Source organism: Cellulomonas fengjieae (assembly GCF_018388465.1).
In the GTDB taxonomy this organism is placed as follows: Bacteria; Actinomycetota; Actinomycetes; order Actinomycetales; family Cellulomonadaceae; genus Cellulomonas; species Cellulomonas fengjieae.
This window is the reverse complement of the sequence record NZ_CP074404.1, coordinates 584228-602445: the sequence shown is the minus strand read 5'-3', so window position 1 is coordinate 602445 and position 18218 is coordinate 584228. Positions and strand designations below refer to the sequence as shown.

General features: G+C 74.6%; 15 protein-coding genes. 4 read left to right on the top strand and 11 right to left on the bottom strand.

The window, feature by feature from the left end; all coding sequences use genetic code 11:
• Window positions 1-29: 29 nt before the first annotated feature.
• From KG102_RS02825 to galU, 3 genes are read right to left on the bottom strand one after another with little or no spacing between them, the layout of a single operon-like run.
• On the bottom strand, window positions 30-629 hold the full coding sequence (locus KG102_RS02825; protein ID WP_208209979.1) for a GNAT family N-acetyltransferase: 600 nt from the start codon (window positions 627-629) through the stop codon (window positions 30-32).
• Window positions 629-1864 carry a molybdopterin molybdotransferase MoeA gene (locus KG102_RS02820; RefSeq protein ID WP_208209980.1) on the bottom strand — a complete coding sequence of 412 codons (1236 nt, stop codon included), beginning with the start codon at window positions 1862-1864 and terminating at the stop codon, window positions 629-631. The genes KG102_RS02825 and KG102_RS02820 overlap by 1 nt, the downstream gene beginning before the upstream one ends.
• A gap of 26 nt (window positions 1865-1890) precedes the next feature.
• Window positions 1891-2814 carry a UTP--glucose-1-phosphate uridylyltransferase GalU gene (gene galU / locus KG102_RS02815; RefSeq protein ID WP_208290547.1) on the bottom strand — a complete coding sequence of 308 codons (924 nt, stop codon included), beginning with the start codon at window positions 2812-2814 and terminating at the stop codon, window positions 1891-1893.
• Window positions 2815-2923: 109 nt separating this feature from the next.
• Here galU and KG102_RS02810 point away from each other — a divergent pair, with 109 nt between their 5' ends.
• Complete coding sequence (locus tag KG102_RS02810; RefSeq protein WP_208290548.1) at window positions 2924-3562, top strand: 5-formyltetrahydrofolate cyclo-ligase; 639 nt, start codon at window positions 2924-2926, stop codon at window positions 3560-3562.
• Here KG102_RS02810 and KG102_RS02805 read toward each other — a convergent pair.
• Window positions 3552-6119, bottom strand: coding sequence for a penicillin acylase family protein (locus KG102_RS02805; RefSeq protein ID WP_208290549.1), 2568 nt, complete (start codon window positions 6117-6119; stop codon window positions 3552-3554). The two genes, KG102_RS02810 and KG102_RS02805, sit on opposite strands and share 11 nt — an antisense overlap.
• 157 nt (window positions 6120-6276) lie before the next feature.
• On the opposite strand from KG102_RS02805, the gene KG102_RS02800 reads away from it, so the two are divergent.
• The 3 genes from KG102_RS02800 (at window position 6277) to mscL (ending at window position 8119) form a co-directional block, all read left to right on the top strand.
• Complete coding sequence (locus tag KG102_RS02800; protein ID WP_208209984.1) at window positions 6277-6606, top strand: FmdB family zinc ribbon protein; 330 nt, start codon at window positions 6277-6279, stop codon at window positions 6604-6606.
• 235 nt (window positions 6607-6841) lie between these two features.
• Entirely contained in the window at window positions 6842-7420 is a 579-nt protein-coding gene (locus tag KG102_RS02795; RefSeq protein ID WP_249667444.1) for an SAF domain-containing protein, read from the top strand.
• A 66-nt stretch (window positions 7421-7486) separates the two neighbouring features.
• Entirely contained in the window at window positions 7487-8119 is a 633-nt protein-coding gene (mscL, locus tag KG102_RS02790) for a large conductance mechanosensitive channel protein MscL (protein WP_249667443.1), read from the top strand.
• Window positions 8120-8308: 189 nt separating this feature from the next.
• Here mscL and KG102_RS02785 read toward each other — a convergent pair whose 3' ends face one another.
• From KG102_RS02785 to KG102_RS02760, 7 genes are all read right to left on the bottom strand, one after another.
• Window positions 8309-8887 (bottom strand): dienelactone hydrolase family protein, encoded by a 579-nt coding sequence (locus KG102_RS02785; protein WP_208209985.1) that lies wholly within the window; start codon window positions 8885-8887, stop codon window positions 8309-8311.
• A 75-nt stretch (window positions 8888-8962) separates the two neighbouring features.
• Window positions 8963-9244: a hypothetical protein gene (locus KG102_RS02780; RefSeq protein WP_208211207.1), complete on the bottom strand. Its 282-nt coding sequence runs from the start codon at window positions 9242-9244 to the stop codon at window positions 8963-8965.
• A 51-nt stretch (window positions 9245-9295) separates the two neighbouring features.
• The gene (locus KG102_RS02775; protein WP_208290550.1) at window positions 9296-13675 is read right to left on the bottom strand and encodes a hypothetical protein; all 4380 of its coding nucleotides are present in this window, start codon (window positions 13673-13675) and stop codon (window positions 9296-9298) included.
• A gap of 374 nt (window positions 13676-14049) precedes the next feature.
• Complete coding sequence (locus KG102_RS18895; RefSeq protein WP_255547449.1) at window positions 14050-14172, bottom strand: hypothetical protein; 123 nt, start codon at window positions 14170-14172, stop codon at window positions 14050-14052.
• 120 nt (window positions 14173-14292) lie between these two features.
• The gene (locus KG102_RS02770) at window positions 14293-15609 is read right to left on the bottom strand and encodes a helix-turn-helix domain-containing protein (RefSeq protein WP_208209987.1); all 1317 of its coding nucleotides are present in this window, start codon (window positions 15607-15609) and stop codon (window positions 14293-14295) included.
• Between the two features lie 136 nt (window positions 15610-15745).
• Window positions 15746-17206 carry an MATE family efflux transporter gene (locus tag KG102_RS02765; protein ID WP_208290551.1) on the bottom strand — a complete coding sequence of 487 codons (1461 nt, stop codon included), beginning with the start codon at window positions 17204-17206 and terminating at the stop codon, window positions 15746-15748.
• A gap of 209 nt (window positions 17207-17415) precedes the next feature.
• Window positions 17416-18171 carry a DinB family protein gene (locus tag KG102_RS02760; protein WP_208290552.1) on the bottom strand — a complete coding sequence of 252 codons (756 nt, stop codon included), beginning with the start codon at window positions 18169-18171 and terminating at the stop codon, window positions 17416-17418.
• Between the last annotated feature and the right edge of the window lie 47 nt (window positions 18172-18218).

The window sequence follows — 18218 nt, the reverse complement described above, 5'->3', positions numbered from 1 at the left end:
CCCGGGACCGTGGCGGCGTGTCGGCCCGGTCATCCGCGCGACCGGGTCCGCCACCGCTGGAGCAGCCCCTCGGGCACGTCCTCGACGGTCAGGGCGAACGACCGGTGGTCGCACCACCGGTCCTGGATGTGCAGGTACCGCTCGCGCACGCCCTCGTCGCGGAAGCCGAGCTTCTGCACGACCCGCAGCGACGGCCCGTTCTCCGGGCGGATGTTGATCTCGACCCGGTGCAGCGCCAGGACGTCAAAGCAGTGGTCCGTGGCCATCGCGACCGCCGTCGGCGTGATGCCCAGGCCGGCGACGTGCTCGGACACCCAGTAGCCGATGGCCGCCGAGCGCAGCGACCCGTAGGTGATCGACGACACCGTCAGCTGGCCCACGAGGCGGCCGTCCAGGTCGACGGCGAACGGCAGCGTCGTGCCCGCGCGTGCCTGCGCGTGCAGCGACCGCACGAAGGTGCCGAAGGACGGACGCGGACCGCTGACGGGCACCGGGCTGGTGGCGTCCCACGGCTCCAGCCACGCCGCGTTCTGCGCCCGCAGCGCCATCCATGTGTCCTGGTCGCGGCGGCGCAGCGGACGCAGTCGCACTGCTCCCTCGACGAGCACCGCGGGCCACCCGGTGGCCATCAGCCCTCCAGGACCAGGCAGTGGATGACCTGTCCGGGGTGGACCGTCAGGTCCTGCTCCCCGACGACCGCGAGCGCGTTGGCGTGCGCCAGTGCGCTCACCGTGGGTGCCGACGGGTCACCGATCGGCGTCACGCGGTACCCCTCGTCGGGCGACCCGAGCACCGTGGCCGGGACGAACTGGCGCAGGCCCGGCGGCGAGACCCAGCCCTCGACGGCCTCGGCTGCCACGGACGGACGGAACAGCTCGGCGTGCCCCGCCATGGCCCGCAGCGCCGGCCGCACGAACACCTCGAACGACACCTGCGCGGCGACCGGGTGCCCCGGCAGCGCGAAGATCGGCACGGCCTTGTCGCTGGCCAGGTCGTCCGCCACGGTGCCGAAGCCGTGCCGCTGGCCGGGCGTCATCGCGACGTGGTCCAGCCGGACGGAGCCCATCGTCGCCAGCACGTCCTTGACGGTGTCGTGCGTCAGCTCGGACAGGCCGCCGGTGATCACCAGGAGGTCCGCGCGGACCAGCTGGTCCTCGATCGCCTCGCGCAGGACCGCACGGTCGTCGCCCAGGATGCCCACCCGGACGGACGCGGCGCCCGCGTCCCGGACGGCCGCCTCCAGCGCGTGCCCGTCGGCCTCGAACACCCCCGCGCCCGCCCGGTCCGCGTGGGTGCCGGGCTCGACGAGCTCGTCGCCGACGGAGAGCAGCACGACGCGCGGTGTCGGGTGCACGCGAAGGCGGCCCCGGCCCATCGCTGCGGCGAGGGCCAGCTGGCGGGCACCGAGGCGCGTGCCGGCCTCGAGCACCACCGCACCTGCGCGCACGTCGGAGGCGACGGGCCGCACGTGCTGGCCGGGCACCGCAGGGCGCTGCATCGCGACACGCGCGGTCCCCCGGTCGGTTTCCTCCAGGGGGACCACCGCGTCGGCGCCGAGCGGCAGCGCGGCGCCGGACGCGACCCGGACCGCCGAGCCGGGGACCAGGCGCAGCGGACCGGCGCCGGGCCGGGCGTCGTGCGCGACGGGCAGGGACTGCGCGCTCGCATAGCCGGCGCCCGCGGTCTCGTGCGCGGCGACGGCGTACCCGTCACGCGACGCGACCGCGAACGCCGGCAGGTCGTGCGTGGCCGTGACGTCGGCAGCGAGGATGCAGCCCACGGCGTCGCGCAGCACGACGTCGAGCGGAGCGACCGGTCCGACGGAGGCCAGCACGGCCGCGAGGTGATCCTGGACCGATCTCATGCGGGCATTCTGCCCCGCCCGGCAGGTCAGTCGGACTGCGGCGTGCTGAGGTTCTGCGCGAACTCGCCCAACCAGGTCCGGAACTCGGGTCCGAGATCCGGACGGTCCACCGCGATCTGGACGACGGCCTTCAGGTAGTCCAGGCGGTCACCGGTGTCGTAGCGCCGGCCGCGGAACACGACGCCGTAGACGCCGCCGCCCTCGGAGGCGGGCAGCTCGGCGAGCGTCGCGAGCGCGTCGGTCAGCTGGATCTCCCCGCCGCGTCCCGGTGCGGTGTTCTCGAGGATCTCGAACACCGCGGGGTGCAGCACGTACCTGCCGATGATGGCGAGGTTGCTGGGAGCCTCGTCCGCCGGGGGCTTCTCGACCAGGCCGGTGATCCGCACCGTGTCAGCAGCGTCCCCGCCCTCGGCGCCGTCGAACGGCTCGACGGCCGCGCAGCCGTACATCGAGATCTGCGCGGGCGGCACCTCGAGCAGGGCGATGACCGATCCGCCGGTGCGCTCCTGCAGCGCGAGCATCGTGCTGAGCAGCTCGTCGCGTTCGTCGATCAGGTCGTCGCCGAGCAGGACCGCGAACGGCTCGTGCCCGACGTGGTGCTTGGCCTGGAGCACCGCGTGGCCCAGGCCCTTGGGCTGGCCCTGGCGCACGAAGTGCACGTGACCCAGGTCGGTGGACTCGCGGACCTTGGCCAACCGATCCAGGTCGCCCTTCGCCTCGAGCGCGGCCTCGAGCTCCGGCACCGCGTCGAAGTGGTCGGCGAGCGTGCGCTTCGAGCGACCGGTGATGAGCAGGACGTCGTCGAGCCCGGCCTTGACGGCCTCCTCGACGACGTACTGGATGGCCGGCTTGTCGACGACCGGGAGCATCTCCTTGGGCGTCGACTTCGTGGCGGGCAGGAACCGGGTTCCGAGCCCCGCGGCGGGGATGACTGCCTTGTGGATGGTCATGCTCGGACCCTAGCCGCGCCCGCCGAGGAGTGCCCAGTGGTGTGCGTCACGCCACATCTCCTCCCTGGGGGGGTCGTCCCGCGACCGCCGGGTGGGTGAGACTGTCTGCATGAGCAGCGTCGCCCAGCCGTATCCGCGCGTGTCCGAGGGGGACGAGGTCGAGGACGTCAAGGAGCGGCTCCGCGTCGCCATCCGGGACACCCGCAAGCTGCGCTCCGTGCGGCTGCGCGACGCGGCCGCCCGCGAGCTGGCGGAGGTCGTGCTCGCGATTCCCGCCGTCGCCGACGCGCGCTGCGCGTCCGTGTACGCGTCCCGGGTGACCGAACCCGGCACCGGTCCGCTGCTGGATGCGCTGCGCGCCCGCGGCGTCCGGCTGCTCCTGCCCGTGCTGGGCACCGGGCTGCAGCGCGACTGGGCCGAGTACATCCGCGCCGACGACCTGCGGGAACGCGCCCCCGGCCGACCGCCCGAGCCCAGCGGCCCCCCGCTGGGCGCCGCGGCGCTGGCGGAGGCGGACGTGGTGATCGCCCCCGCCCTGGCCGTCGACACCAGCGGTGCGCGCCTCGGCCAGGGCGGCGGCTGGTACGACCGGGCGCTCGAGCACCTGCGCCCCGGCGCCCCCGTGATCGCCCTCGTGTTCCCGGAGGAGCTCTACGACGCCGACGAGCGGCCGCTGCCCCGGGAGAGCCACGACCGCCTGGTCGACGCGGTCGCCACCCCGCAGGGATGGCACCCGATCACGGTGTGAGCGTCAGCCGGTCCCGGGCGTCCGCCTCTGTCGCCGCCCGCGTGAACGGCCACGGGAACGTCTCACCCCTCGACCACGGACCCAGCTGGTCGGCGTAGTGCACGCTCGCCGGGTGGCCGGACGCGCCCGTCAGCGTCACCCAGGTCGAGGCGTCGAGGTCCCCGAGGTCGACGACCATGCGCATGGACGGCGCCGCGGTGACGGCGAACGACCCGGAGCTCGCGTCCCACGCGGTCGCGTCGACGATCGACGAGCCCCCGCCGACCGCGACCGGGTCCGGGTTCATGAGGTCGCGCACCACCCCGGGCAGTGACGAGCCCCCGAGCACGGGGTGCTCGGGCGCCGCGACGTGCACCTTCCCCCAGCGCCAGTCGGTCGCCTCGCGGCCCAGCTGCGCGGTCAGCTGCAGGCGGGCGTCGACCATCGCGCGGGTCAGCACCTCGTCACGCCCCTCGACGACGCCCGGGGTCGACTTGTCGTCCCACCACGGCGACGCCGGCTCGTCGACGAGCCTGCGGACCACCTCGAGCCAGCGGGAGCCGCCCGACGGTCCGTACCCGTCCGGCAGGTCGTCGGCGAACGCCGCCTCCAGCACGTCGACCCAGACGGCCGCGAAGTACGCCGCGGCGGCCGAGTCGGCGGACTGCACGCGGTCCCAGGTGCGCAGCAGCTCCTGCCCGTCGTCGTCGAAGGAGTCCTCGATGTCGAGCTCGAGCAGCACGGGGACCAGCACGTCCGCGAAGGGGCTGTGCTGGTCGACCTGGATCTCGCCCATGTCGGCGACGCTCACCTTGTCCTCCCCCGTGGCGGACGACAGGAGCTCGCGGATGCGCTGGGCGCGGTAGCCGTAGTCCCAGTCGGCGGTGAGGAACGGCCCGACGCCGGCGGGCAGGACCGCCTGGTTGGCCGTGACGATGAACCCCTCGGCGGGGTCCAGCGCGCGGGGCATGGTCGCCGGGTCGACGAAGCCCTGCCAGTCGTACCTGCTGTCCCAGCCGGGACGCGGCCAGGTGCCGTTCGACGGGACGGGACCGGTCGGGACGGTCGACCGGACGGGGATGCGGCCAGGCGCCTGGTAGCCGATGTGCCCGTCGGTCGTCGCGAAGACGATGTTCTGCGACGGCACGTCGAACAGGGCGGCCGCCTCCTGGATGTCCTCGGCGTCCTTCGCGACGTTGATCGCGAGCACCGCGTCCATCGTGCGGCCCGGCTGCAGGGCGGTCCAGCGCAGCGCCACCTGGAAGCCGCGGCCGGGAGCGTCGTCGGGGACGGGCGCCGTGCTGACCCCGACGAGGTCGAGCACGTCCGACACCAGGGGGCCGTGCACCGACTCCCGGACGGTCAGGTGCACGTCGTCGCCACCGTTGACCCGGATGACCTCCTGGCGCTCGGTGATCGGCGCCGGCGCCCCGTCGAGCAGCGTCGCGTCACCGTCGACCCGCTCGATGAAGAAGTCCGTGACGTCCGCGCCCAGGTTGGTCAGCCCCCAGGCGAGCTCGGCGTTGTGCCCGATCACGACGCCCGGCAGCCCTGCGAACGCGAACCCGGAGACGTCGTAGGGGCAGTCGGCCGACACCTCCGCGCACCGCAGTCCCACCTGCTCCCAGATCCCCGGCGCCGAGATGCCCAGGTGCGGGTCGTTGGCCAGCAGCGGCTTGCCGGACTCGGTGAACTCGCCGGAGACGACCCACGAGTTCGAGCCCACGCCCTCGCCGTCGCCCATCACATGGGGCACGGCCGCGAGCGCGGCGGCGGCGGACGCCATCGCCTCCTGCAGGTCGGAGCTGCCGAGGTCGAGCGGCTCGGTCGACGCGGCGGCCTGCTGCACCTCGGCGACGGGGCCGTCGCCCGCGGCGAGGATCGGCAGGTTGAGGTCCTGGGGGTAGGCGGGGAACAGCTGGTCGACGCGGGCGATGTCGCCGACCGACGAGTACGACGCGGCGCGCTCGAGCTCGGCGTCGTAGTTGCCGCGCAGGTCCCAGGCCATGGCCTTGAGCCAGGCCAGCGAGTCGACCGGGTCCCACTCCCGCGGCGCTCGGACCGTCGTCTGGAGGCCGAGCACGCTGTACTCCACGGCGATCGCACCGGGGTCCTTGCCGTCCAGGTACGCGTTGACGCCGTCGGCGTAGGCCTGCAGCGCCTCCCGGGTGGCGGGCTGCAGGAGGTCCCACTCCTGCTCGGCGACCTCGCGCCAGCCGAACGTCCGGATCACCTTGTCCGCCGCGAGCGCGTCCTCGTTCTCGCCGACCAGCTCCGAGAGGCGGCCGGCCGTCACGTGCCGGCGGTAGTCCATCTCGAAGAAGCGGTCCTGCGCGGCGACGTAGCCCTGCGCCCGGAACAGGTCCTGCGCGGTGGTCGCCGTGATCGTCGGCACGCCGCGCTCGTCCCGGGTGACCGAGACCGTCGCGTCCAGGCCGGGCAGCTGCTGCTCGCCCGCGACCTCGGGCAGGGGCCGGCGCACGACGATGGTCGCCGAGACCACCACGGCGACCAGAGCGACGACGACCACGACGGCGACGGTGGTCAGACTGAGACGGAGCAGGCGGCGACGAGACACGCTTCGGAGGGTACTTTGCCCGTTCGGCCTGCGGCGCTCCCGCAGGCCGCGCGCCGCCCACCGGAATGCCCCGGGTGGGCGTGCGGTTAAGATTGGCACTCGGACCAGTCGAGTGCCAGACCATCCGGTCGTTCGATCAGCTGCCAGGAGACCCTCAGTGCCCACCTACGCCTACGCCTGCACGGCGTGCGGTCACACCTTCGAGATCGTGCAGTCGTTCACCGACAGCTCGCTGACCGTGTGCCCCGAGTGCGAGGGCCGGCTGCGCAAGGTCTTCTCCTCGGTCGGCGTCGTGTTCAAGGGCTCCGGCTTCTACCGCAACGACGCCCGCGCGGGTGCGAAGTCGTCCGCGCTGAGCTCGGCGCCCAGCACGTCCGGCACGCCCGGCCCGTCGACGCCCGCCACGTCGTCGACCCCCGACTCCTCGTCGACGTCCTCGACGCCTGCGCCCGCCGCGAAGCCGGCCGCCAAGCCCGCGTCGTCCTGACCGTCCTGAGCTGAGCTGAGCTGGGCTGAGCCGCGGCGTCGAGCCGCCCTCAGCCCGCGGATCGGCGGCCGGTTCCACCGGCGACGGCCTGACGGACCAGCCGGCGTGCGACCCCGGCCTACCGTCGGCGGCCATGCATCCCCCTCCGCTCGCGGGTCGCCCGCCACCGCTGCCGCATGGTCGGCGCCCGTTCCGTCTCGCACTGCGGATACACCTGTGGCGGGCGCGCTTCCTGGTGTGCGCGGTCCTCCTCGGCATCGCCGCCGGGTGCACCGTGCAGGCGCTGCGCCCGCCCGACCCGCCGACCGCGGCGGTCGTCGTCGCGGCCCGGGACATCGCCGCCGGCACGGACCTGACCGGCGCGGACGTCCGCGTGGCGCGGCTGCCGACCGCGGTCGCGCCGCGCGGGGCGGTCACCGACCCGGGTGACGTCGTCGGGTCGTCGACCGCGGTCCCGCTCGCGACGGGCATCCCCGTGCTCCCCGGCCTGCTCGTCGCCGACGAGGTCCATGGACCGCCGGGGACGGTGGTCGCGACGGTCCGGTTCGCCGACCCGGCGGTCGCCGGGCTGCTCTCGGCCGGCATGCGGGTCGACGTCCTGGCCGCCACCCCCGAGGGCGGTCCGGGAGGGGTGGTCGCGAGCCGGGCGCTCGTGCTCCCGGTCACGCGGCGGGGCGCCTCCTCGGCGGCGCTCGGGATCGGTGGCACGACGGACGACTCCGTCCCGGTCCTGCTCGCCGTGGCGCCGCACGAGGCCGCGACGCTTGCCGGCGCCGCTGCCTCCGCCTTGCTGTCCGCGGTCGTCGTGTCATGATCGAACGAGCGGAGACGCTCCGCCGGGGCGTCGGACGATCGACATCCCACCCGAGGGGGCACCACCGTGACCGACAGGATCAACTCTGGGATCAGCGGCGCTCGCCAAGGTCTGAAGGGCACCGCCAAGGTGCTCCAGGGCTTCAAGGACTTCATCTCCCGCGGGAACGCGGTCGAGCTGGCGGTCGGTGTGGTCATCGGTGCCGCGTTCACCGCGGTCGTCACGGCGTTCGTCGACGGGCTCATCAGCCCGCTGATCGCCGCGGTGTTCGGTCAGACCGACCTCAGCGGTGTCTGGGCCTTCGAGATCAACGATGCCGTGTTCTCGATCGGGCTGATCCTCAACGCGCTGATCCAGTTCCTGTTCACGGCCGCCGCCGTGTACTTCTTCATCGTGCTGCCGCTCAACGCGATGGCGGCCCGGCGCAAGCGCGGTCAGGAGGACGAGCCGGAAGCACCGAGCGAGGACATCCTGCTGCTGCAGGAGATCCGCGACCTGCTCGCCGCGCGCCCCTCGCCGGCCATCGCCAACGACGCGGGCGCGGGCGCCACGACCGGGACGCCGACCGGACCGCAGGCCGCGGCCGGCGGGGTCGCGGCCGGCGGGGCGGCCGACAGCGGTACGGCCACCGGGTCGACCGGCAGCGACCTGCCGCCCTCGATCCCACCCGGCCCGGACGCGCCCCCCAAGCCGCTCTGACGCGGGCGCACCCGCGGCGAGCGGGTGCGTGCAGGTGGGTGCAGGTGGGTGCAGGTGGGTGCAGGTGCGTGAGCACACCATGAGGCGCGCTACGGGCCCCGTCCTCGCCACTCATGGCGTGGTCGCGGGCGGGTCGGGTGGAGGTCGCCGACGGGCGGTCCGGTGGGCGGGTGAGCGGTTGCTGCGGCGTCAGCGGATCGTCGCGAGGAACGCGAGGGTGCGTTCCTTCAGGAGCTCGGCCGCCTCGGGCACGTACGACGCCAGGCTCGGGTCCGCGAACAGGTGCTGGTCGCCGGGGTACAGGAAGAGCTCGGCGTGCGGGGTCTCCTCGACCAGCGCGCGGGCGGCGTCGAGGTCCCCCTCGCCGGCGAACAGCGGGTCGGACTCCATGCCGTGCACCTGGACCGGCACGCCCTGCGGCCACGGGGTGTCGAACTCCGCGGGCGGGACGCACGACTCGAAGAACAGCGCGCCCCTGGCGCCCGGTCGCGTCTGGGTGAGCAGCTGGGCCGGCAGCACGCCGAGCGAGAAGCCCGCGTAGACGAGCCCCTCGGGCAGCTGCTCGACGGTCGCTCGCCCCCGCCCCATGACGGTGCCGAAGCCGACCTCGTCGGCATAGGCGAGCCCGGACTCGAGGTCGTCGAACACGTGCCCGTCGTACAGGTCCGGCACGTGCACGGTGTGCCCGGCCCCGCGGAGCGTGTCCGCGAAGTCGCGGACACCCGACGTGAGTCCCTGGGCGTGGTGGAACAGCAGAACCTCTGCCATGGCGGTCTCCTTCGCTCGCGCACCGGCCGGACGTCCGGGGTGCGGTGATCGTCTCGCGTACCTCCGACAGGCGCGCTACCAGTGCGGTGGCTTGTCCTGGCTCAGCCGGTCGTCGTTGGAGTCGGTGGCGCGCTCGCCCCAGCCGGTGTCGGAGTCGTCCGCGCTCCGCACCGCGATGGCGGGCTCACCGGGGACCGCGGGCGCGGGTACGGCCACAGGCGCGGGAACCGGCACGGGCGCAGGTGCGGGCAGCGTCGACAGGAGGTTGGCGTCGTCACCGCCGACGGTGCCCGCACGCCGCACCGCGCGGCGCGGTCGGCGCACGCGTGGCTGCTCGGGCTGCTCGGACGACGTCACCGCTCGATGATCCCACCGCGTGCCTGTCCCCCACGAACGCGCCGGGGACGGTCAGTGCATGGCGCGGGTGATGGCGCCGCGGATCGCGGTGTCGATCCGGTAGGAGCGGCGCGTGATCCCGAGCTCGTCGCGCAGGGCGTCCGCCAGCTGCTCGCGCGTCCGCTCCTGCTCGTCCGACTGCAGCCACTCCACCAGGTCGTCCAGCTGGTCGTCGCTGTAGGCGCCGATCGGCAGGCCGCGGCGGACGTCGGGACGCTTCCGCGTCGGCACCGCCAGCGCGAGCTGGAGGGCCCGGCCCGCCGGCCGCGGGTCGTCCTGGGACGGCTCACCCGGCTCGGGCGGCGCCACCGGTGACGCGGCGCCGTCGGCGGGCGACCCGCCGGGCTCCACGGCGGGACCGGTCGCCTGCGCGGCCTGCTGCACGACCTCCACCGTCGACCAGACCCCGGTCGGCGGACGCGGGTCGCGGCGACGGGCGGGCGTCGGCAGCTCCTCGGCGTCGTCGGGCTCGTCGATCAGGCCCAGCTGCAGCGGCGCCGTGCGCGGCGCCACCGGGCCGGGAACGCGCGCGTGCACGGCCCGCCGGATGCGGTCCACCTCGGCCTGCGGGTCCATGAAGGCGGCGGCCGCCCAGACGCGGATGACGCTCCACCCGACGCGCTCCAGCCGGTCCGGCGTGAGGCGGTCGCGGACCCGGACGCTGGGCTCCGCCGTGTACTGCGCGTCGTCGGTGAGGACGGCGACCAGCATCTCGCCGGGCAGGTCCGGGTGTCCGACGACCAGCGGGATCCGGTCCCCGCCCGGGATGCCGTGGTCGGCCTCCACCAGCAGGCCGTGCTTCCACAGGCGCTCGGCGAGGTCCAGCAGCAGCCGGTCCGGCTCGTGGGCCGCGGCGAGGGCGTCGTCCGCGGCGGCCGCGGCGACGGTCAGCGACCGCAGCAGCGGGTCGGTCGGCTCCGGCACCGTCACCAGGTCGGCGACGTCCTGACCGGCGCCGCGGCGGGCCGCGAAGGCGAGCACGTCCGCGAGGAGCCGCGGACCGGGACCGCGCAGACGCTCGGGGTCGAGGTCCTCGGAGCCGAAGCACGCGACGACGGTCAGCCGGTGCGCCGTGGAGCCGAGAGCGTCGAGCAGCAGCGCGTCGCCGCCCGGCGCGGAGATGGGACCGAACGTGTGCAGCACCCTGCGGTGCGGGGTCCGGCCGAGGCCGAGCGACAGGATGATCGCCTCGCGGCGCAGCCCGGCCACGTTCGGCAGGTCGGTGACGACGAACGGGTCCGTGCGGCCGGAGTCGAAGAACGCGGCCAGCGCGGGGTTGCCGCGGACCTCCGACAGGACGGCCTCGCGGACCGCCTCCGCGTGGGCGGAGGTCGCGGTGATGACCGCGAGCGTCTCGTCCGGCCGCAGGAGCGCGTGCGTGACCACCAGCTCGACGACGTGCTCGACCTCCTCGCGCGTCGAGTCGACCGAGCCGGTCTGGCCGTCGGGCATCCCGGTGCCGTCGACGAGGTCGAGGCTGACCAGGGGCCGGTGCTGCGGCAGGGGCGTCGGGCGCAGGACGCCCGCGTAGCCGTGCGCCGCGAGGAACGCGGTGAGGTAGGGGTCGCGCCGCGACGAGTCGGCGCGCAGGGCGACGGACGGCAGGACGCTCGCGAGCTCGCGCACGGCGCTGCCCGAGGCGCACCGCGCGTCGCCCACCACGACCACCTGGCGACCGCGCGCGACCGCGGCGAGCGCCACCTCGACCGGCAGGTGCGCGGCCGAGTCGATGACCACGAGGTCGACGGTGCGCGTCGGCGGCAGCACCTGCGGGACGAGCATGGGGCTCGCTGCGATGACCGGCCGCAGCCGTCGCGCCACGTCGGGGTGCCGCACGATGGTGTCCCGCAACGAGGTCAGCCGCTCGTCGACCAGGTCCGCGAACAGCGCCTCGGCCTGCTCGCGGTGCTGGCGCAGGGCGTGCGAGACGTGCCCGACGACCGCGCCGAGCACCGGACCGGACAGGCTCTTCACGTGCGCGCGGTCGAGCGTGGCGTACTGGTTGGACAGCGCACCCAGCGCGGCACCGTCGTAACCGGCCAGCGCGGGGTCCTCGCCCAGGATCTGCTCGATCACCGTGCTCCACCAGGCCAGGTCCAGCTCGGCCGGCGCGAGCGCGGGATCGGTGCCGCGGTCCGCCAGGTCGTCCACGAGCGGGCCGAGGCCGGCAGCCCGCAGGCGGTGCAGGATGGCGGTGCGCTCGGGCAGGTCGGTGAGCGCACCCAGGTCGGCGCGCAGCCGCGTGAGCCGCTCGGTGAGGGCTGCGAAGGGCAGCGCGGACAGGCCCGCACCGGCGGGGGTCGTCGCGAGCACCTCGTCGAGCGCGTCGAGGTCGGCCCGCACGGCGGCGTACTCCTCCTCGATGTGCTCGAGGCCGTCGGGCAACCGGGGCCACCCGCCGGACGGGCAGTGCGCCTGCCAGACCTCGCGCTGCGCCTGCACCTCCAGCAGGGCGGAGTGCAGGTCCGCGACGGGACGACCGGGGCGCACCATGTCCTTCGACTGCTTGCGCAGCCGCCGGCGCAGCCAGTACCCCATCTCCAGACCACGCTCGGCGCGCCACTGCTTCGTCGCCGTCGCGGCGACCAGGTCGGCGGCGGTGCGCTCGAAGACGACCGGCTGGAACACGTCGAGCGCCGCACGCACCCCGTCGAGCATGGTGAGCTGCTCGGCCCAGGCCACGACGGTGGTCGCCTGCTGCAGCCCCGTCTCGGCGGCCACCTGCGCGGTGCGCGCCACGAGCCCGGGCAGCCCGGAGTCGAGCACGCGGGCGAGCCGGTGCACCACGGCGTCGGCGTCGGCACGCGTGCGCAGGTCGGCGCCGTACCAGGGGGTGTCGGTGGGCCGGATGCGGAACGCGCCGAGCTCTCCCGCCCGGACCAGGTCCGCCGTGAGGTCGGCCCGCCGGTCGGCGTCGAGCAGGCGGGCGACGTCGGCGGGGAGGCGGACGGTCGTCTTCGGCGTCGGCCGCGTCGAGGTCAGGCGCGCCAGCTGCTGCAGCGCGTCGTACGCCGAGACGCCCCACGGTGCGCGCTCGGTGTGCAGCGCGTCGACGTACGAGCGCAGGCGCTCCCGCGTGCCGACCAGCTCGCTGCGCAGGGCCACGACGCCGTTCGCGTCGACCGGGGGCGCCTCGAGGGTCATGGCACCGAGCAGGCGACGGGAGATCGCCGCGCGCCAACCGGCGTCGGGGGCCACGTCGAGGAGCAGGTCACCGAGGCCCAGGGCACCCAAGCGGTCCGCGAGCGCGGTGGCCGACCGGCGGTGCCCCGGCACGTACAGGACCGTCCGGCCGGTGGCCGCGGCGTCGGCGACGAGCGCGGCCAGGGTTCCGGTCACATCGGCACCCGCCGGGGCGTCGACGAACAGGTGCGTGCCGGTGGCGACCACGTCGAGCACGTGCTGCTGCGCGGGGTCGAGGTCCCCAACGCCGCGCTCGTGGCCGGGGTCGCGGTCGCCGGGCACCGGCTGGGGCAGGATGCGGCGCAGCCGGGTGCGGGACTCCTCCACGCCGGCGAGCGCCGCGACGACCTCGTGGCGCTCGAGGGTGCCGGACAGGTTGTCGAGGTCGTCGACCAGGATCTGGCCGGGGTGCACGAAGGTGCCGACGACGACCCGCTCGCTCATCGAGAAGTCGTCGAGGACGGCCTCGCCGAGCGAGGTGAGCCGCTGCAGCGCGCCGCGCGGGTCGAACCCGTCGGAGCCGAACGTGCCCCGCGCCACGGCGCCGGCGTCGAGCAGCGCCCCGCGCGAGCGCAGCGCCCGGGCGAGCACCGGGTTGACCTCCAGCGACGGCTCGAGCGCGAGCTCGTAGTCGCTCTCGCCCGAGCCCCGGGCGCGCAGCGTGACCGGCCGCAGCAGGACGGGCGCCCGCACGGTGCGGGGGACCGAGTCGGCCGGCTGCTCGCCGTCCGGCGTGCGCTGCCGGGTCACCGACGCGAGGGCGGCGACGTCGTCGCTCGCGATGTCCGGGGTGGTGCGCTCGGTCCAGGTGGCGACCCCGATGGCCAGCGACGTGGGCGCGATGCCGTACCGCTGGGCGTAGACCGCGGCACGGGCGCTCACGGCCCGCGCGCGGCGGCGTGCGGTCGACAGCGCCGAGCCCTCGCGGATGAGGTTGGACAGCCGGGTCTCGCGCCCCGCGAACAGCTGGGAGATCCCGGACGGGTGCGCTGCCGACAGGTCGAGCGCGGCGTCACCGAGCAGCTCGACGTCGACGAGCGTGGACCCCCCTGCCGCCTCGACCAGCGACGCCCGCCAGGTGGCGACGGCGCCCTCGAGCACCTCGGCAGCGGTCGGGGGCTCGACGAGAAGCGGGCGGTCGGCTGAGTCTGCGCCGGTCTCAGGAGCCTGGTCGGGTCCCGGGCCGGAGGTGCGCACGGGGACGGTCACGCTGGAACGCTAACCGCGCGGCGCAGGATCTCGGGCAGGACGCGCCGGGGTGCGGCAGGTCGGGATGCACGAAAGGGCGGGACTGGTCGCATGGACCGGTCCCGCCCTTCCGAAAGTTGCGACGGTGCGCACCGCGCAGGGGGCAGGCGATGCGCACCGTCAGGACGAGTGTGCGGTACGAAAGTGGTGTTGGTCAAACGTCCAAGGCACCCGTCCGGGTGAATACCCAGGGTGGACTTTCGAACGTGCGCACGACCGGCCCGGAGGCGTCCCGGCGCGCTCGCCGCATGCCACCGCAAGGCTGTCGCCCGGGGGCCTTCGGCGTCCCCGCCGAAGGCCGGCCCACGCACCCGGTGACACCGTGTCCAGTGGTCTCAGTGCACGATCTTGCAGCACGGCTGGGCCGAGACGTGGGCGGCTGCGGATGCGGCCGTGGCTCCGCTGACACCGGCGAAGGCGGCGAGGGCGACGAGGAGGGCGATGCTGAGCTTCTTCATGGGGAGAACCTTCCGGAGGGAGTACCGGACTGTCCGGTACACCTCGAATGGTCCCGATCCGATGTCTGGGGCGCAATGACGTAGGACACCACGGGGTAGACATGGCCCGTTTGCCCACGTTTACCCCGCGTGCGGGGGCGGTGCCGGGAGCGTCCCGCGGATCCCGGCGGCCGCGAGCGCACGGCCGTAGGCCTCGACCACCCGCTCGTCATCGTCCCCGGCGACGCGCAGTCGGTCACCGATCCGGCGCCACAGCACGGCCGCGGACCGCCCCGACGAGATCATGTCGAGGAGCTCGGCCGCGGACCGGTACTCCTTGACCGCCTCGGGACGCGACCTCTGCGCGAGCATCGCGTCGCCGAGCGCCTCGTGCGCGGACGCCGAGTCCCTGCGCACCCCTTCGCGCAGCAGCTCGACCGCCCGGGCCGCGTGGCGCTGCGCCGCGACAGGGTCGTCGAGGAGCAGCCACACCCTCGACCGGACCGACTCGGCGCGGGCGAGCTCGATCTGCGACTCCCCCACCTCGAGCGCGGTCTGCACGGCGTCGAGGTCCGCGAGCGCGTCGGCGGCACGCGGCGGGTCCACGGACACCAGCAGCAGGGCGCGGTCCAGGCGCAGCCGCGGAAGGTCGCGGTCGATCTCGTCCGTCCCGGCCAACGCGATCGCGGACTCCAGCTGCGCGAGCGCCGCGTCGGGGTCGCCGAGGGCGTCGTCCACGAACGCGAGGTTCCAGTGCACCGACGAGACCGCGCGCGCCGAGCCGTGCTGGCGGGTGTGCGCGAGCAGCTGGCGCCCGCGGTACCGCGCGTAGGTGGTGTCACCGCGCGCGATGTACGCCCAGATGATCGTCGACTCCAGCCGGACGACCTCGTCACTGCCGGCCGCCGACGCCGGCAGCTGCGCGAGCAGGTGCTCCCCGCGGGCGACCGCCCGGTGCAGGTCGGCGACCTCGGTCAGGGCCATGACGATGCGCATCGCGGCGTAGGCCGCCTGCGGGTACCGGCGCGACTCGATGAGACGGCCGCACAGGGTCTCCAGTGCGTCGATCGACGCCTCCAGATCCCCGGCGAGGTCAAGCGTCTCGGCCAGCGCGAGCCCGAACCGCGCGGCCGTGTCGATGTCGAGGCCGCTCACGTCGACTCGCCTGAGCACCTCCGCGGCGGCCCGCGGCTCGCCCATCCGGGAGAGCCGACGCGCCTCGACCAGGGCGCTCCCGGCCGACCGGTAGTCGGAGGCCTCCTCGCCGTCGAGGAGGTAGGCGGACGTGACACCCAGCGCCTCGGCGACCCGGGCGAGCGCCTCGTGGCCCAGTCCGCGGCGACCGTTCTCGACGTGCGAGATGTACGTGGGGTGCACCGCCGCCCGACGCGCGAGCTCGCCCTGGCTCAGCCCTGCCTTGTCCCGGGCGTCGCGCATCCGTTGGCTCAGCGGGTTCACGTTGCCACGATAGGGACCGCGCGGGGCCCACCGGTAGCGCAGCGGGCGACGCGATGTCCGACATCCGGACAAACCCGCCCAAGCCGGAGCGCTCGACGCGCGGCCGGCGGGCTGCCCCACCGTCCGCGGTGCGGCGTCACGCAGGTGGCGTCGGCACGCGGTGGCGCCGCGTGACCTTGCGACCCGACGGCCCCCGACGCCGCAGGCGCGTGACGCGCCGCGGCGACGTCGCGTCCCCGAGGACCGCTCCGACCGCACCCGTCACGGGCTGCAGCGCGAGGCGCCGCTGCGCCGCCCGGTAGGCGGGCACCAGCAGCACGACCGCGCCGATCCAGGCCAGCGGGTTGCCCCAGACCACACCGTTGTACCCGAAGGCCGCGCCGAGGACGCTCGCGGCACCGACCCGGCAGATGAGCTCGACCACGCCGGTCGCGGTCGGGATCACGGTCTGCCCGAGTCCCTGCAGGGCGCCGCGCAGCACGAACAGCACGCCCAGCACGGCGTAGAGCGCTCCGTTGACCAGCAGGTAGTGCGCGGCCATCTCGACGACGCGCTCCTCACCGCTTCCGACGAACAGGCCGACGAGGGTCGAGCCCGCCGCCACCAGGACGACACCGAGCAGGAGCGAGCCGGCGACGGACATCCACAGGCCGTGCACGACGCCCTGGCGGATGCGGTCCGGCCGCCCGCCGCCCAGGTTCTGTGCGACGAACATCGAGACAGCCAGGCCCAGCGACGCCAGCAGCGCGACCGCGAGCCCGTCCACGCGTGTGGCGGTCGTGTAGGCGGCGACCGCCTCCGAGCCCAGCCCGTTGAGGCGGACCTGCACGGCGAGCGTGCCGATGGCGATGATCGAGGCCTGGAACCCCATCGGGAGCCCGAGCTTCAGGTGCCTACGCAGCTCGTGCCCGCTCACGCGCCAGTCCTCGCGGCGCACGTGCAGCACGGGGACGCGTCGTCGCACGAACTCCAGGCACAGCGCGACCGAGACCGCCTGCGACAGGACCGTCGACACCGCGGCACCGGCGACGCCCATGCCGAGCCCGGCGACCGCGACCACCACGAGCACGATGTTCAGGACGCAGCTGATGCTCAGGAAGATCAGCGGGGTCCGCGAGTCGCCGATCGCCCGGATGATGGCCGACAGGAAGTTGAAGAACATCATCGTGCTGGCGCCGAGAAAGCTGATCACCGCGAAGGTCGTCGCCTCGGGGAGCAGCTCCTCGGGGGTCTTGAGCATCCGCAGCGCCGGACCGGCCAGCAGCGGCGCCGCGACGGTGAGCACCGCGCTGGTCGCGCCGGACAGGACCGCGCCGGCGGCGACGGAGCGCCGCACGGCCGCGTGGTCGCCGGCGCCGAACGCGTGCGCGGTCGGGATGGCGAAGCCGCTGGTCATGCCCCACGCGAAGCCGAGCAGGAGGAACAGCAGGGCGCCGGTGGCGCCGACGGCGGCGAGCGAGTCGACGCCCAGGACGCGGCCGACGACGACGGCGTCGGCCGCTTGGTAGAGCTGCTGGACGACGTTGCCGACGAGCAGGGGGACGGCGAACAGGAGGATGACGCGCCAGGGAGAACCGGCGGTGAGGACCTTGGGCACAGCGAAACCTTGGGACTTGAGGGACGGGGTGGGACGTCCGCGGTGATCGGTGGTGCCGGGTCGCGTCGTGCGCCGATCGTATCGATACGATCCCGGTTTCCGCGAGCAATTTGGTGCACGTCACACCGCGTCACCCGATCGCGTGCCGCACCGAGCAGAGGGTGGCCGCCGAGCGGTTTCCGCCGAGGCCGCCCGTGTGCGGCCGGGACTCAGGCGCCCGCAGTCGCCTCGATCGCGTCGAGGTCGCGGACGGCGTAGCGGAGGTGCTCCCACTCCTCCTCCAGGATCGTGTGCAGGCAGGATCGGGTGGTCTCCGGCTGCCGGGGATCCCAGGGGTTGACGCACGGCGCGTCGAGGTCGTCCGAGGTGACCGCGGCGAGGAGGTCCCGCACCATCGCCACGCGGTCGGCCCGCGCCTCGAGCACCTGGGCGTACGGCGGCGTGCCCGTGGTGAACAGCGACAGGTCCAGGCCGTCGCCGTCCGCCCCCGAGTTGGGCTGGCCGAGCGGGTGGTACGGCTGGTCCAGCCGCAGGATCGCCCGGCCCAGCCAGGTGTCGGTCGCCATCACCAGGTGACGCAGCGTCTGCGCGAAGGACCACTCCCCGTCGACCGACACGTCGACCGTCCCCGCCGGCATCCCCGCGGCCTGCTCGAGCGTGGCGTCCCAGGTGCGCTGGAGCGTGGCCCAGGCGGCTCGCAGGCCCTCGGGGTCGGCGGCGAACCGCTCGGCGCGACCGGGGAAGCGGCGGTCCAGCTCGGCCTCGACGAACCCGACGACGTCGACGCCGTTGATCCGGAAGCCGTCGGCACCGGGGAGCCAGGGCGCGTCGATGTCCGCGCCGTCCACGTCGACCCCGCGCATCACCACGCGGGACAGGTCCGAGCCGACGAACCGGGCGCCGGTGAGGTCCACGCCGCGGAACTCGGAGGCACGCAGGTCGTCGGACCGGGTGAAGGTGGTCATGGCTGTCTCCCCGCCGGGCACCGGTGAGTGGTCGCTCCTTTTCTACA